General features: G+C 47.9%; 13 protein-coding genes and 2 pseudogenes. 12 read left to right on the top strand and 3 right to left on the bottom strand.

Features of this window, described 5'->3' with window-relative positions; genetic code table 11:
* Positions 1-326: 326 nt before the first annotated feature.
* From B5F17_RS15120 to B5F17_RS11510, 5 genes and pseudogenes are all read left to right on the top strand, one after another.
* Positions 327-395 (top strand): annotated as a pseudogene (locus B5F17_RS15120) (CAT RNA binding domain-containing protein); the annotation flags it as partial.
* Between the two features lie 123 nt (positions 396-518).
* A complete protein-coding gene (locus B5F17_RS11525; RefSeq protein WP_242968754.1) occupies positions 519-1,154 on the top strand; it encodes a PRD domain-containing protein in 636 nt (211 codons plus the stop codon).
* A gap of 139 nt (positions 1,155-1,293) precedes the next feature.
* Complete coding sequence (locus tag B5F17_RS11520) at positions 1,294-3,150, top strand: beta-glucoside-specific PTS transporter subunit IIABC (protein ID WP_087373998.1); 1,857 nt, start codon at positions 1,294-1,296, stop codon at positions 3,148-3,150.
* A gap of 2 nt (positions 3,151-3,152) precedes the next feature.
* A complete protein-coding gene (locus B5F17_RS11515; protein ID WP_087373996.1) occupies positions 3,153-4,592 on the top strand; it encodes a glycoside hydrolase family 1 protein in 1,440 nt (479 codons plus the stop codon).
* A 45-nt stretch (positions 4,593-4,637) separates the two neighbouring features.
* A complete protein-coding gene (locus tag B5F17_RS11510) occupies positions 4,638-5,471 on the top strand; it encodes a Cof-type HAD-IIB family hydrolase (RefSeq protein ID WP_087373995.1) in 834 nt (277 codons plus the stop codon).
* A gap of 865 nt (positions 5,472-6,336) precedes the next feature.
* Here the strand turns inward: B5F17_RS11510 and B5F17_RS15115 are convergent.
* Complete coding sequence (locus tag B5F17_RS15115) at positions 6,337-6,486, bottom strand: DUF960 family protein (RefSeq protein WP_275532128.1); 150 nt, start codon at positions 6,484-6,486, stop codon at positions 6,337-6,339.
* 222 nt (positions 6,487-6,708) lie between these two features.
* On the opposite strand from B5F17_RS15115, the gene cas3 reads away from it, so the two are divergent.
* The 7 genes and pseudogenes from cas3 to B5F17_RS14880 all read left to right on the top strand — a co-directional run bounded on the left by cas3 (position 6,709) and on the right by B5F17_RS14880 (position 14,070).
* Positions 6,709-9,312: a CRISPR-associated helicase Cas3' gene (gene cas3 / locus B5F17_RS11500; RefSeq protein WP_162608168.1), complete on the top strand. Its 2,604-nt coding sequence runs from the start codon at positions 6,709-6,711 to the stop codon at positions 9,310-9,312.
* On the top strand, positions 9,296-10,741 hold the full coding sequence (gene casA / locus B5F17_RS11495) for a type I-E CRISPR-associated protein Cse1/CasA (protein ID WP_087373992.1): 1,446 nt from the start codon (positions 9,296-9,298) through the stop codon (positions 10,739-10,741). Before cas3 ends, casA begins: the two co-directional genes overlap by 17 nt.
* Positions 10,738-11,256, top strand: coding sequence for a type I-E CRISPR-associated protein Cse2/CasB (gene casB / locus B5F17_RS11490; protein WP_087373990.1), 519 nt, complete (start codon positions 10,738-10,740; stop codon positions 11,254-11,256). Before casA ends, casB begins: the two co-directional genes overlap by 4 nt.
* A gap of 3 nt (positions 11,257-11,259) precedes the next feature.
* Positions 11,260-12,402, top strand: a pseudogene (gene cas7e / locus B5F17_RS15110) (type I-E CRISPR-associated protein Cas7/Cse4/CasC).
* A gap of 10 nt (positions 12,403-12,412) precedes the next feature.
* Positions 12,413-13,102, top strand: a complete 690-nt coding sequence (gene cas5e / locus B5F17_RS11475) for a type I-E CRISPR-associated protein Cas5/CasD (RefSeq protein WP_162608167.1) — start codon at positions 12,413-12,415, stop codon at positions 13,100-13,102.
* Positions 13,083-13,697, top strand: coding sequence for a type I-E CRISPR-associated protein Cas6/Cse3/CasE (gene cas6e / locus B5F17_RS11470; protein WP_087373982.1), 615 nt, complete (start codon positions 13,083-13,085; stop codon positions 13,695-13,697). The genes cas5e and cas6e overlap by 20 nt, the downstream gene beginning before the upstream one ends.
* A gap of 199 nt (positions 13,698-13,896) precedes the next feature.
* Positions 13,897-14,070: a hypothetical protein gene (locus B5F17_RS14880; RefSeq protein ID WP_162608166.1), complete on the top strand. Its 174-nt coding sequence runs from the start codon at positions 13,897-13,899 to the stop codon at positions 14,068-14,070.
* Positions 14,071-14,381: 311 nt separating this feature from the next.
* Here B5F17_RS14880 and B5F17_RS11465 read toward each other — a convergent pair whose 3' ends face one another.
* Together B5F17_RS11465 and B5F17_RS11460 are read right to left on the bottom strand one after the other, a co-directional pair.
* Positions 14,382-14,936, bottom strand: coding sequence for an ATPase (locus B5F17_RS11465; RefSeq protein ID WP_087373980.1), 555 nt, complete (start codon positions 14,934-14,936; stop codon positions 14,382-14,384).
* Positions 14,929-15,114 carry a hypothetical protein gene (locus B5F17_RS11460; protein WP_087373978.1) on the bottom strand — a complete coding sequence of 62 codons (186 nt, stop codon included), beginning with the start codon at positions 15,112-15,114 and terminating at the stop codon, positions 14,929-14,931. Before B5F17_RS11460 ends, B5F17_RS11465 begins: the two co-directional genes overlap by 8 nt.
* Between the last annotated feature and the right edge of the window lie 111 nt (positions 15,115-15,225).

The raw sequence follows: 15,225 nt of genomic DNA, 5'->3' as shown, positions 1-15,225 counted from the left end.
TTATGGTATAATTGCTCAGGCAAGGTGGCATTGGTCGGATCGTTTATAATATGTTGGATTTTACAATCATCTGTGAAGGTATGTTTGGCGGCATTATAACCGGAGGAGAAAGGAGAATCCGCAGATACTTATGAAAGTTTTGCCTAAAAATTGATCTTAAAGCTTGTGCAAAAAATAAATAGATTTCGTGTTCGGATTTTGCTATACTAACATTGTGATTAGGTTGTAACTCTTTGAGGCATTACTAATGACACCGTTTAACAGGTGTAATTATGTCTTGAAGGGTTTTTCTTTTGGAGTGATTCGGTAGTGCGTGTGATTAAAAATTGAACAACAATTTTGCGATCTGCGTAGACAGCGAGGGGGAGACCTGTATTGCATACGGAAAAGGGATCGGATTTCCCAAAACACCGTATGATATTACTGACCCGACCGTGATTGATCGACGGTTTTACGATGTGGATCAGAGATATCTGGCTCTTTTTAATGAATTGCCGGAAAAAGTGCTGCATTTCACAGTGAAATTGGTAGATATTGCGCGCAATGAACTGGATTATGAACTCAATCCCAATGTTGTGCTGACGCTTGCTGATCATATCAATTTTTGCATCCAGCGTGCAAAACAGCACATTTACGTACAGATGCCGCTCATTTATGAGGTAGAGCAGCAATATCCGCAGGAAGGCAAGCTCGGACGGTATGCGCTTAAGCAGATCGAACGGCGCTTTACTATCCAGCTCAATCAGAATGAGGCATCTGGAATTGCGCTGCATTTTGTCAATGCGCGCTACAATGCTAAGACCAAGTGCGATGTTGTCACCCAGTGGCAGCAGCGGTATGATGATATCTTGGGGGATACGGTCAGCATTGTAGAGGACGAAATCGGTATCGTGATTAACCGATCCTCGTTCAATTTTGCCCGGTATTCCTCGCATTTGATGTATTTATTGCAGCGATTGGGAACCGGTAATCTGCTGGATTCTAATATCAGCGAAATGTATCGCTCTTTGGGGACTGAATATCCCAAAATCACTCGATGCGTCGAGCTCATCAGCGAATATTTCCATACCAAATGGAATCTTACGCTCAGTGAGGAAGAAAAATTATATTTGTTGTTACATATTAACCGAATTTGTACGCGAGAAGGACTGTAATCATATTTTGAGCATTACCTTCCACAAAGACATGGTGTATTTTGCCATGTGCTTTTGTGGGAGGTTTTTTATTTGCCGCGGATTCCGGCACAGGTCATGTGTCCGGCTTGAAATAAAGAAATATTTAGGAGGAATTATCATGGCAGACAACAAGCAGATCGCGCAGCAAGTGCTGGCGGCGGTCGGTGGAGCGGGAAACGTGTCCTCGGTCACACACTGTATGACCAGACTGCGCTTCGTCCTCAAAGACCAAACCATCCCCAACAAGGATGAAATTAGAAAGATTAAGGGCGTTGTTGGCGTCAATATCTCTGGTGGACAGTATCAGGTCATTATTGGCAACTCGGTCGGCAATGTTTATCGCGAGATGCTGGCACTTGGAGGACTGTCTGACACGCAGAACGGCCCGGCCGTAAAACAGAAGGTCAATCCCATCTCGGCGGCGCTCGACTTTATCGCGGGCTGCATGACGCCGCTCTTCACTGCGATCATCGCAGGCGGTTTGATTAAGGTGCTTCTGGTCATCTTTGGTCCCACGTTGCTCGGCCTCATGTCGGATACGAGCGACACGTACATTTTGATGAACGCATTGGGCGACGCACCGTTCTACTTCCTGCCCATTCTGGTTGCAATTACGGCATCCAAGAAACTGGGCTGCAATTCTTTCCTTGCAGCGATGGTTTCTTCTATGCTGGTTTATCCCAATCTGATTACCTTGCTGAGCAGTAACACGCCGACCTATCTGTTCGGTGTCATTCCGGTCATGCATGGCAGCTACGCTTCGTCGATTATCCCGGCTATGCTGGCGACCATTCTGCTCAAGTATGTCGAGATTCTGGTCGATAAAATCACGCCTGACTGGTCGAAAAACTTCTTAAAGCCCCTGCTGATTGTCATCATCACCGCACCCATCACGCTGTGCCTGCTCGCACCGCTTGGCTTGATGATCGGTAATGTGCTCCAGGTTATCATCAACACCATTTATGGCTTTGCACCGTGGTTGGCAATGCTGCTGTTTGCGGGATTTATGCCGTTTATTGTCATGACCGGTATGCACTGGGCTTTTGTTCCGGCTTGCCTGATGTCTTTGGCAGATCCCGGTTTCGAACTGATGCTGCTGCCTGCTATGCTGTGCAGCAACACCGCTCAGGCCGGTGCAACCTTCGGTGCAGCGTTTAAGACCAAGGATAAGGACATCAAGCAGATGGCATTCCCGGCAGCAATCTCGGCACTGCTGGCTGGCGTTACCGAGCCTGCCATGTATGGCGTTACCCTGCGCCTGAAAAAGCCCATGATCGGCGCTTGTATCGCGGGTGCGATCGGTGGTCTGATTGCAGGTTTTGTAAACCTCAAGGCATTCGCATTCGCAACTCCTTGCTTGACCGCAATTGTTCAGTTTATCTCTCCCGAGGGCGGCAGCAATTTCATGTTTGCTTGCATTATCTTTGCAGTTGTTCTGGTATTGTCGTTTGTTCTGGCCTTCATCCTGACTCCGGCAAATGCAGAGGAGGCGGCCGATACGCCCGCAGTTCCTGAGACTACTCCCGCATCTGCACCGCTTTGTGATAAAATAATAATTGAAGCACCCATCCCGGGTGAGGTCATTCCGCTGGCCGAGGTGAAGGATCAGACCTTTGCCAGTGGTGTGCTGGGCGAGGGCTATGCAATTGTCCCGTCTGAAGGTAAGGTGTATGCACCCTTTGATGGCACCTGTGACAATCTGTTTGATACCCTGCATGCAATGGGGCTGGTATCTGACAGCGGCGTGGAGCTGCTCATTCATGTCGGTCTGGAGACGGTGAAACTCAACGGCGCACCGTTTACCGCGCATATTAAGAGTGGAGATACGTTCAAGAAGGGCGATCTGCTGTTGGAGTTTGACATCCCGGCCATTCAGGCTGCGGGCTGTGAGATCCAGACACCGGTCATCGTAACCAATGCTGAGGATGTAGGAGACATTTCCATCCAGGGACGCAATATCGTAATAGGAGGATAATAATGGTACTTTCCAAGGATTTTCTGTGGGGTGGCGCGACAGCTGCCAATCAGTGTGAAGGCGCTTGGGATCGTGACGGCAAGGGCATTTCGGTCTCGGACATCTGTACGGGCGGTAAGTTCGGCCAGAGCAAGCGCATCACGCCGGTGCTCGAGCCGGATACCTTTTATCCGAGCCGTGAAGCCATCCAGCATTATGACCGTTTCCGTGAGGATATCGCACTGTTTGCCGAAATGGGCTTTAAATGCTATCGTTTTTCTATCGCATGGACACGCATTTTTCCCAATGGCGATGAGGCTCAGCCCAATGAGGCCGGTCTGCGCCATTATGAGGAAGTCATTGACGAATGCCTCAAATACGGCATCGAGCCACTTATCACCATTTCGCACTACGAGGTACCGTTCGGTCTGACCAAAAAGTGCAATGCCTGGGTCAGCCGTGACATGATCGATTATTTCCTCAACTACTGCCGCGCGATTTTTACCCGTTATAAGGGTAAGGTCAAGTATTGGCTGACCTTCAATGAGATTAACAGTGCGTCCGCGCCCATGGGTGCGCTGCTTAATCAGGGTATTTTGAACGATCTTGAGCATCCGACCGAGTTCATGAACCAGCCGGATATCCCGCAGCAGCGTTATCAGGGTCTGCACCATATGTTCGTCGCCAGCGCACTTGCTGTGCAGATGGCGCACGAGATCGACCCCAACTACCGCGTGGGCAATATGATGATTTATTCGGCCAGCTATCCGCTGACCTGCGACCCCGATGATGTGCTGGCTTGCCAACATTACAACCGCCTGTACAATTACTATTGCACCGACGTGCAGGCACGCGGCGCATACCCGGCTTTTGCTGCCCGTATGCTCGAGGAAATGGGCGTCAAGCTGGATATCCAGCCGGGCGATGCCGAGATTCTCAAAAACGGCACGGTGGACTTTATCACTTTCTCGTATTACATGTCGTCCTGCCAGACTGCCAAGGATATTAAGGGCGGCGAAGGCAATATTCTGGGCGGCGTGCCCAATCCCAACCTGCCGTCTTCTGATTGGGGTTGGCAGATTGACCCCAAGGGCCTGCGCTATGCGCTCAATGACCTGTATGACCGCTACGGCCTGCCGCTGATGGTGGTAGAAAACGGTCTGGGTGCCAAGGATGTCATTGAAGCAGACGGCTCGATCAATGACGATTACCGCATCGACTATCTGCGTCAGCACATCGAGCAGATGAAGGAAGCGGTTAAGGACGGCGTCGATCTCATGGGCTACACGCCTTGGGGCTGCATCGATCTGGTCTCGGCTTCGACCGGTGAGTATGCAAAGCGCTATGGCTTTATTTACGTCCGTCGTTATGATGACGGTACCGGAGACTTTGCGCGCCTGAAGAAAAAGTCGTTCTACTGGTATCAGAAGGTAATTAAGACCAACGGCGAGGATCTAGCTTGAGGTCGTGATAAGCTCGGTTGCGATTGGTATTGCAGAGGATTTGACATGCATACAAAAATCATTTTTTTGGACGTAGATGGCACGCTCGTGGATTATCAAGGACGTCTGCCGGACTCAGCCCGGCTTGCTGTACGCCAGGCGCGTGCAAATGGGCACCGCGTATACATCTGTACCGGGCGCAGCCGTGCAGAAATCTATCCGTTCCTGTGGGAGATCGGACTGGATGGTATGATTGGCGGTAACGGAAGTTATGTCGAGGACGCAGGAAAGGTTATTTTGCATCAGATGATGACAGCTGCGCAATGCCGTGCAGTGGTGGATTGGCTGCAGGCGCGTGGACTGCCGTTTTATCTGGAAAGCAACAGCGGCTTGTATGCAAGCGAGAATTTTGCGAGCGGGGCTGCAGATGCGGTGCGGGAGTACAGCCGCCGCAAGAATGGCGATGACGGAACAATGACCGTACAGCAGGCATTTCCGGATATGATTTATGATGGCGAATTGTATCGAACGGATGTCAATAAAATCAGTTTTGTATTACGGAGCATACAAGATTATGAAGATGCAGCAGCTGCGTTTCCTGATTTAAAAGCGGGAACTTGGGGCGGAAGCGGAGAACGTGCGCTGTTTGGTGATCTGGGTATTAAGGATATCACCAAAGCCCATGCGATTGACACGCTGCTGAACCATCTACACGCCGACCGGACAGATACCATTGCCTTTGGCGATGCGAAAGTAGATATTCCAATGCTGGAATATTGCGCATACGGTGTCGCAATGGGCAATGGTGGTGATGAGATTCGTGCGATGGCGGATTTGGTCACAGATGATGTGGAGCAGGATGGCCTGCTGCATGCGTTTTGCCGGTTGGGGCTGATCTAACGTCAATGAAATTGCACTCCGTCTTGCTTAATTTCAAATGCAGAATTTATTCGGTCGAAGAGTATGAAATAGCAGGCGACGGAGTCGGAGATTATAAGCAGATTTTAGCTACGTACAAAGTATAGATTATCGTACTAGTCAAGGTCGATGAACATAAAAGAACCCTGGATTTTCCGCCATCGTGCTGATGATCGTGAAAACCAGGGTTTTGCTTGTTCAAGTAACGGTATCACAGTATAGCTGTAGTTTGAATCTGGGTATCAGGACTGGCTTTCAACCTGCTAAAGTTTGCTGTCGTTCCACGGTGCGCAATTGTGTGTCAAGACAAAAGAGTCAGTAAACCAAGAATGATGGTCGTAGTTATTTGCCGGTTTGTGCTGTGTGGCAAATCAAGTGTGAACTATGATGGCATTGACCCTGCTGGATACTGGGAATTAGAGTTTATATGCAGGGAGCGGACACTTATAGATTTTGATACTGCTGTAGGTAATGCCAGCGACATTCGTAGAGCGCTTGTTGTTTCCGGTGATGCTTAGATCAATACCAAAGAAGCACTTGTTGTTGCGCTTGCTGCAAAAAATTACCCGCGATATATAGCTGTAATTATGAATCGTAGCCTGATGAAACGGGGCTGTAGACAAATCGTAACACAGCGGTTCGTCGTCATTATAATACGTGTCCCTGTACGAAATGACGCGTCATCAGCGTTTACAGACATAAAATGATCATTCATAATTCGGTCCTCTTCTTAATTATTTTCTGCTAATGACATGGTGATATGATTGGGGGCTTGGGTAATGTAGATCTTGGCATCAACAGGCTGCTCACTCGGAATCACGACAACGTGTTTGTATTTGGGCTGTTCCTAAGCATGCTCAATGCGCTGGCGGTCGCCATCACAGGATAATCGGAAGATTTGCAAATAGTCCCGCTCGGGGACTTCCATGCTGTCGCGCATATACCACAGAAGCGTTTGCAGCCAAGCCGGAATGGTGGTCTGGATACCACGGGTGATGTAACGGGATTTTATTGGGATTAGCCCCTTATAGAAAAGTAAAAGCCGAAGGATTTTTCCTTCGGCTTTTATATTCGATTTGATTTGAGTGTTACTTTTATAATTGCTGTAGGCTATCTATGATTCGGATGATATGATAAAATCAAGTTATAATTTGAATGATACAAATTGATAGATAAATGTGATTTTTATGGGATTATTGTCAGGGAAAAGAGGATGCATATGCAGTTTGATTTACATGAAATCTGGGCAAAAACAGACCCATACCAATCCATTTTGACACACTCTATGCTCTCTGGTATTGTTGCACAGGTCATCGTTAGACACATGATTGCTCCGGGTTCGTTACATAGATTATCGGGTGCATTATCCTGCAGTACAGAGAAAGCAATCAATTGGATCGGGTATCTCGTTTCCCTTCACGATATTGGAAAGATTGAAGGACAGTTTCAGTATCGTTGGCCTGCAATGAGAGAAAAGATGGATCAGCAGGGCTTAAAGCCTGATTTTCCCGATCCTGAACCCATTCGTCATGAAAAAACCACCTGTCGATGTTTGCGGGAGCGTATTTGGAGGGAAGTTCCAAACCGCAGCATGGCAAAGTTTTATGCGAATCTTTTAGAGGCACATCATCAAGGAAAATTGGGTAAGGAAGGTGAGTGCCAAAATCAGTTCTGGAATACTTTGCAGGAAGAACTGGAATATCAGATGCGCATTCAATTTTTGCATTCGGAAACCGTGTGGCTGCCTGATCTGGATAAAAAAGATAGAGGCAGCGCAGGGGCCTTGCTGCTGGGAATTGTGATTCTATCTGATTGGATTGCCTCCAGCGATTATTTTGCACAAGCTGAAACTTGGTTTTGTCAACCGGATGCGCAGGAGCACGCAGTGCATCTTGCTAAGACGTTTTTGACAGTCAGTGGGTTAGAATCACAGCCTGCGGAATGGGAGCAAGAATTTCATCAGGTTTGGCCGAGTATTTCAAGAGAAGGAATGCGCGGTCTGCAAGCAGAAACCGAGATGCTTTTCAAGCAAGCACAGGAACGAATATCTGTTGTGCTGCTCGAAGCGCCTATGGGGGAGGGGAAGACAGAAGCCGGTGTTTATGCTGCCCTTCAGATGGCGCGGCAATGGGGAAAATACGGATTCTATGTTGGACTGCCCACCGCAGCAATATCCAATCAAATGGTTGGGTGTATGCGTACGTTCTTGCAGATGCATCATGCATCGGAACCAGTCAGGCTGCTGCATAGTATGGCGTGGCTGAGTGATGAGAGACAACCATCCTTTTGCCCGGACTTTGATACAGAAGAAGAACGCTATGCTTGGAGATGGCTGCTCCCTGTGCGGAGAGGATTGCTGGGAACTTATGCTGTCGGAACGGTAGATCAAGCGATGATGTCAGTTCTTCTTGTGAAATATGGCGTTTTACGTTTACTCGGCTTGGCTGAAAAAGCGTTGATTATTGATGAGCTTCATTCTTATGACGTGTATATGAGTGAGATTCTGCACCGGTTATTGGAATGGTGCAAAGTGCTGGAGATACCGGTTGTTCTGTTGTCTGCAACACTTCCACCTGAGAAAAAGACGCAGATGCTATCTGCTTATACCGCGGAATCAATCCCTTCAAGCTATCCTGCCGTGACGGCCATTACAGAGTCTGGTAAAGTGCTGGTGCGCACGATTCATCACACGGAGAAGCAGCAAACCGTATCTGTTACGCTTTGTCCTATTCTGCATCAGGCAGAACAGATTGCCGCATATGCCAAAGAATTGGTACAGGATGGCGGCTGTCTGTGTATCTTACTGAATACTGTACAGCAGGCCCAAGAAACTTTTCAAGCACTCAAATCCATAGGCTTCGATGGAGAGCTGCTTTTATTCCATGCGCGTTTTCCGGCAGAACAGCGCGACCAGATAGAGCAGCGCTGCATTAGACTCTTTGGAAAAGAGAAATCCATGAGACCCCAAAGAGCCATTCTGGTGGCTACACAGGTCGTCGAGCAGTCTCTGGATGTGGATTTCGATCTGATGATGACCGCGATTGCTCCGATAGACCTTGTGCTCCAACGGCTTGGCCGAATGTTTCGACATCAGGATACGCCTCGGCCGCCTCATATCACGGTTCCAAACCTTTATGTTTTGATACCTAGTTTATCGGAACTGTTTGGTGCAGATGGATTTGTCTATCCAACGTGCCTTTTACAACAAAGCATTCATCTTTTGGAGCAATATAGATCAATTCGCATTCCGGAGGATCTGCCTGTTCTGGTAACACGAGGATATGACCCGCAAGCCGCACCGCCTGAAGAACTCAGCAGTTGGATGGAACACCTGATCGAGGATCAGGTGAAAGCTGCGGCGAGTGGAAACTATTTGATTCATGAACCCGGAAAGGGATATAGTCCGATTAAGGAATCTGAAAAAATTCAGTTTGACGATTTGGAAAGTAGCAGCTACCTCTCGGCTAAGACGCGATTGGGAGAACCTACTGTTCGGATTGTACTTTTGCCACCGGAGCGTTTTGAGTATTTCTGCAAAAAAGGTGAGAAACATGGTGGTCGGACTGTTCTGTCAGTGGTCAGTAAGGAAGAGGCACGAGAAATTCTAAAGTCCAGTGTCTCTGTACGAGCCAAGCCTCTGCATCCTGGAAATCCAGATGTGCTTTTTGGGAGGAGACTGCTGGAGGGTGTTCAGATTTATCCAGCTGTCATCGACAAAGACGGAAATATGCAGTATACTCAAATTAACGGCGCAGAAATTATAGTAAACAAAGAGTTGGGTGTAACCTTTAAGGATGGTGATGTGAGTGAGCGCATCGTTTGACATCTTGACACAGCCATGGATTCCAGTTGTTGATAAAAACGGAATTACACAGGAAATTGGTCTGTTGGAAGCACTGGAACAGGCACATGCATACCAAAGTGTTCGGGATACTTCGCCAATGACAGAGTACAGTGTGTATCGGTTTCTGATTGTCTTTTTGATGGACATGCTCCGCCCGGAAGACGATGATGCACTGGATGGACTGCTGGCGGAAGGTCATTTTGACCCGGATGTGATCCGGGGATATATAACCATATGCGAGCAAGAAGGTGTTCGTTTTGACCTGTTTGATCCGGAAAGACCGTTTCTTCAGACCACCTACCGAAAAGACTGGGACCGAGAGCCCAAATCGGTTACCGTTTTAGATTATTCCATTCCAAACGGAAACAATCACATTCATTTTGATCACAAGCGAGTGAGTACTGTTTATACGCCGGGCGAGGCGCTGCGGATGCTGTTTGCCGCGCAGATTTTCTGCACGGCTGCCGCACAAGGTTATCCCTCCAATGTCAATGGTGCACCGCCGTGGTTTACCCTAATCCAAGGACGAAATCTCTTTGAAACTTTGGTCTTTGGCATGCTTGAAACCGATCGGATTGAGCTGCCGTTGGATTGTCCGCCTGTACTGTGGCGCAATTTTAATGAAGTGACGCCAAAGCAAAAGGTCGCTCGAACATCGTGGTTATTCGGCATGTATTTTCCGGCCCGGAGAATTCATCTCATCCCCAGCGAGGATGGTCATAGTGTCTTGGGTGTGTACTTCAGTCAGGGCATGAACTACGAAGTGACCGATGCATGGGAGGATCCGCATGTTACATATCGAATCACGCAAAAAGGACGCTTTAATTGGAAGCCTTCCGATGACGAAACAATCTGGCGTAATCTGACCGATTTGATTGATACAAAGGGCAAACGTGCACCGCAGATTGTAGCGCAATATGAAGATCTGGACACTTTTGATCGTCCTTTATCCCTTACCCTTTATGGGGTTCAGACCAATCAGGCTAACTATATAAAGGCGCAGCGGCACGATCTCCAGATCCCCAAGCAGTTACTGGGTAACGAAACTGCGCTGCGATTTATCACTGGATATATTGCGCAGGCTGAGCGATTGGGGCGAGCACTGTATAAATCTCTTATCGATAAAGAAATTGCAGAAGAGAGCCGGCTGCAAGCCAGACAACGATATTATGCATTTTGTGAGCGGCTTTTGTGGAAGCAGTTTGATGCAATGGTGCAGTCTGATTTTAATTACGAGAGCAGCTCCCATATTGCGGTCAGTGCATTGTGTCAGGAAGTAGCCAAAAGTGCTGATTGGATATTGGAGCAGCTGACATTGCGCGGTAAAACCATGCTGCAAGTCATGGACAATCAGCAAAAAATCCTTGGAAAAGAAATTGCGGCCATGAAAAAGGAGATGAAACGATGACCAAAGCAGATTGGGACAGCTTTTTTCAGCGGTTGGATGCGCTGCCCAAGGGCGATCGGGTCGCGCTCAAACGAGCGGTCGGAACCATGCTGTATCAGGCGGATGGACGTACCGTGCGTATCTTTTACCAGTGTTTGCCTTATGCGGTTGCTACTTGGCAGGAGGATCGTATTTTCGCAGCAGCTTGTCTGCACTGCCTGTGGGATGCAGAAGTCAAGCGCCAGCCGATTGAGCAGATTTTTTACCAGCTGGGACGAGATCAGGATATCTCAGAAAGTACAGGGCATCGTCTGGAAACCTTGCTCGATGTGTCATGGGATGAAGATGGCTTTATGCTGACCAAATTGGTTCGACTTATCCGATTGGCAAAATCCAAAGGCTATGCAGTCGATTGTCAGCAGCTGCTGGAAGATCTATTCTATTGGAATGGAAAAAAACAAAGTGTACAGCGCAAATGGGCGCGGGCACTGTATCGGAAACCGGAAGATTCATCGGATGTGCAAGAAGGAGAATGATTTATGTTATACGAAATTCACATGCTGAAAAACTATCCGCCTGTCAATCTGAATCGGGATGAATCCGGTGCCCCCAAGTCCTGTATGTTTGCAGGGACTACCCGCGGTCGTGTATCCAGCCAATGCCTGAAACGAAGCTGGAGAACGTCATCCGTACTTTCCGAGGCAATTGGCGCAGAGCATTTGGGTATCCGAACCCGTAAACTTCCTCAGCTGGTTGCTGAAAGACTGACCGAACTTGGTGTCAGTCAGGAGTACATTGACGCGGTATTTCAAAAAATCAGCGGATTTGGAAATAAAGAGGGTAAAGAGAATAAAGACGGCAGTTATACTGCACAGATCATCTTCTATGCACCGGAGGATATTCAGGCGGTTGCGGATGCAGTGCATGATATGATCAAGGACTGCGCGTCTGTGAAAGAGGTAAAGGCATTGAAGGCCAAAGACCTGCAGGATGCCGTGAAGGGTGCGGATGTTCGTCCGATTACGTTGGATATGGCGCTGTTTGGCCGCATGGTTACTTCCAACGCATTCCGGGATGTCGAGGCCGCTATGTAGGTTGCGCACGCGATCTCAACCAATAAGCTGAACATGGAATCCGATTACTTCACGGCAATGGATGATCTTCTGAGCGGTGCAACCATGGAGGAAACCGGATCGGCTATGATTGGTGATACAGATTATAACGCATCCTGCTATTATCTGTATGCTTCGCTGGACACCGATATCTTGCGCGACAATCTGAAATATACAGAGGATGCTGATGAGCTGATTCGGACAGCGATTCCGGCTTTGATCCGCACAATGGCACTGACCAACCCTTCGGGCAAACAGAACAGTTTTGCCGGAAATGTACTTCCCAGTGCGATCTTAATTGAGTGCAAGGAAGAAAAGGTACCAGTCAGCATGGTAAATGCCTTTGTGCGCCCGATCAAACCGGAGCCGGCGAACGATTATGATCTGGTCAAGGGCAGCACTCAGGCACTGGTGCATCAAGCCGATACCATCCAGAATAGCTTTGGTTTACATGTCAAGCAGCGGATGTGGTTTTGCCCTATGCATGCGTCCATCACACCGGCGTGTGAAACAACGGTGTGCAAGACACTTCCTGAACTGCTCGAACAGGTCGCCGACACGCTGGCGTGAGGCAGCTATGATGGAAAAAACATTACTTATTTTACGGCTGGAAGGCGCTTTACAGTCTTGGGGCGATCATTCCAAGTGGGATACACGCGACAGCGGAGATTTTCCGAGTAAATCGGGTATCGTAGGGCTGCTCTCCTGTGCATTGGGACTCGAGCGGGAAAACCCGGAAATCGCCGAGCTGTCTGCAAACCTGCATATGGCAGTGCGAGCAGACCGTCCCGGTATCCGTATGCTGGATTTTCATACCGTGCGCAGCAATCCGCTGTATAATGCCGAGGGAAAGCCTCGGTCAAGCAATACTGTGGTTTCGCATCGCTGGTATTTGCAGGACGCCAGTTTTCTGGTGGTGCTGGATTTGCCTGAAATCTGGCAAGAGAGGGTTATCAAAGCGCTGCAGCATCCTGCGTGGCCGATTTATCTGGGACGTAAGAGTTGTGTTCCGTCTCGTCCGGTCTTGGAAGAAGCGACCACGGCTTATACTGATCTGATGGATGCGATTCGGCGCTATCCGGTATGTAAGCGAGATGGAGATGATACGGCACCACAATCGCTGTCCTATGAATGTGAGATTGCAGCAAGCGGAACGGCGAGCTATACCCGCTCGGATGAACGGATATCCGGTGGACGCGACTTCGCGCTCCGTTCGGTATATCGCGGTGTAGTCACCATGGAGGTGCAAGATGTATCTGACAAAAATTGATTTGCTTCCTCATCACAGGGATATTCAGCGGCGCCTAGGCGACTGCCAACAGTTCCACCAGATGATAATGGGACTGTTTGAAAGCGATCGCAAGGACGCACAGGTGCTGTATCGCGTACGTCAAGACCGCAATGCTTTGGCAGTATATCTCTATTCCAGTCGCCCGGTGAACCGGGATCGTGTGCTTCCTGGGATGCACTTTTGCGGACAACGTGATTTGACCCCGTGGTTGGAGTCGATGCAGCAAGGGCAGGTCTGGCACTTTGATTTGTTGGCTTCTCCGACCAAAAAAGTAGCGCAGGATGGTCGGAAGAACAGCCAACGGTGTATTCTTCGTACCTTAGACGAACGTATTGCATGGTTGGCTCGAAAAGGTGTACAAAATGGCTTTCAGCTGCTGAATTGTCAGGAACTGGAGGGTGGTCAGTTAACCGGTCGGCATACGCAGGAACGCGGCGGACGGATGTATTTGGATCAGTACCACTATCAGGGAACACTTCAGATTATCGATATCAGACAATTTCAAAAAGCGATTCAAGAAGGAATCGGTCCGGGAAAGTCTTATGGTTTGGGGATGCTATTACTCAATCAATAATATAAGACTATCTACTGAGTTTTAGAATTTTTTTCGGAATAAAACTCGGTGAATCACAGTGAAAATCGATCAAAACTTAACTTGATTCCAGTGTAAACCCCACATGCGTGGGGATGAACCGGAGCCGCGCCTGCACTTTACGGACGAGGAACGTAAACCATACATACGTGGGGAAATTCCAAAAGAGGTGGCTCGGAAAATGAAAAATCTACAAGAATTGCCAAAATTAAAAGATAGCATGAGTTACTTGTATGTAGAGCATGCAATCATTGAACAGAATGATGCAGCGATTATCGCAATACAGAAAAATGGACGGACACCCATTCCAATCGCTGCAATGACATGCCTGCTATTAGCTTCAGAGAACCCATGAAACAATCCGGATAACCTGTGGAATGGGACAGGATTTTTGCCGAAACCTCGGCAAAATATGTAATCCGTCAGGTTCAAGTCCTGAGAAAGTGCAGAAAAAGAAAAAGCACCGATTCAAACGAATCAGTGCTTTTTAATGGGTGCAGGGACAGGACTTGAACCTGCGACCTCCGGGTTATGAGGATTAAGTCGCAGGTGTTTTTTAACTTTTTTGGACGAGAAACAGTGTTTATAGTGTAAAGTGAATGTATTTCCATCTTTTCTGTCCATAAAGTTTTTTGCGTATTTTCTTGTTAGGGGTAGGGGAAGGGGTCAGCAATGTGTCAGATCATGAATCTGCTCTTCTGACCATAAATCATTCTCCCAGAAGAAAAACGCATCTTTTCGCTTTTTGAAAATTCGAGTAGGTTCATCTGAATTATCATAGATATGGCAGATGTCGCATACGGAAATCAGATCAGGCAGCAATGCTAATGCTTTATGGTATCGGCTGATAATTTTGTCGCTTGGAACATCATGTCCGCCACTTAGAACGCGGCTACGAACACGTGCGACGTTAATTTGTGGATTGCAGGTCAATACATAGATGCAGCGGATAAAATAGCCCTGCTCTTTTGCTCGTTTTAGAAGCAATAGATTGCGGTCTGTCGATAATACAGTTTCAAAGGTGAAAGATTGTTTATGATCGATGGCTTGATTGCGCAAATGTTCTGCCAGCTTAGCTGCTTCCAAGTCGGTGCAATGTGTGCTGCGTTTGATATCATCGGCATTGATATAAGGGTCGATGACTTTAGCAAGTCTGGTAACAGTGCTTTTCCCGGAACCATTTGGACCAGCAAATACAATAATTTCAGGCTTTTTAGACATATTCGCGTCTCCCGTCAGGATACTCTAAAAAGACTTTTCCAGTGGCCTTGTCAAAACGTGCGATAGGCTCTCCGCGTGCGATTTTTAATTGCTTTTCGAGATCAACAGCTTTTCGGAAGCGCAGCGTCATCTCTTCATCGGTCATGCCTAATGTCCGGTCAAGATTGGATTCTAACATAATAAACACCTCCGTTTATATTTTTAGTATACCATACTTTAAAGAAAATAGCGATAGAGTATCGTAATATAAGTGATAGGCAGAGGATTTGAGGATTCCTCTGCCTATCAG

Source organism: Butyricicoccus pullicaecorum, from assembly GCF_002160355.1.
In the GTDB taxonomy this organism is placed as follows: Bacteria; Bacillota; Clostridia; order Oscillospirales; family Butyricicoccaceae; genus Butyricicoccus; species Butyricicoccus pullicaecorum.
Note: the sequence above shows the minus strand (reverse complement) of the source record. Positions and strands in the feature narration are given on the sequence as shown.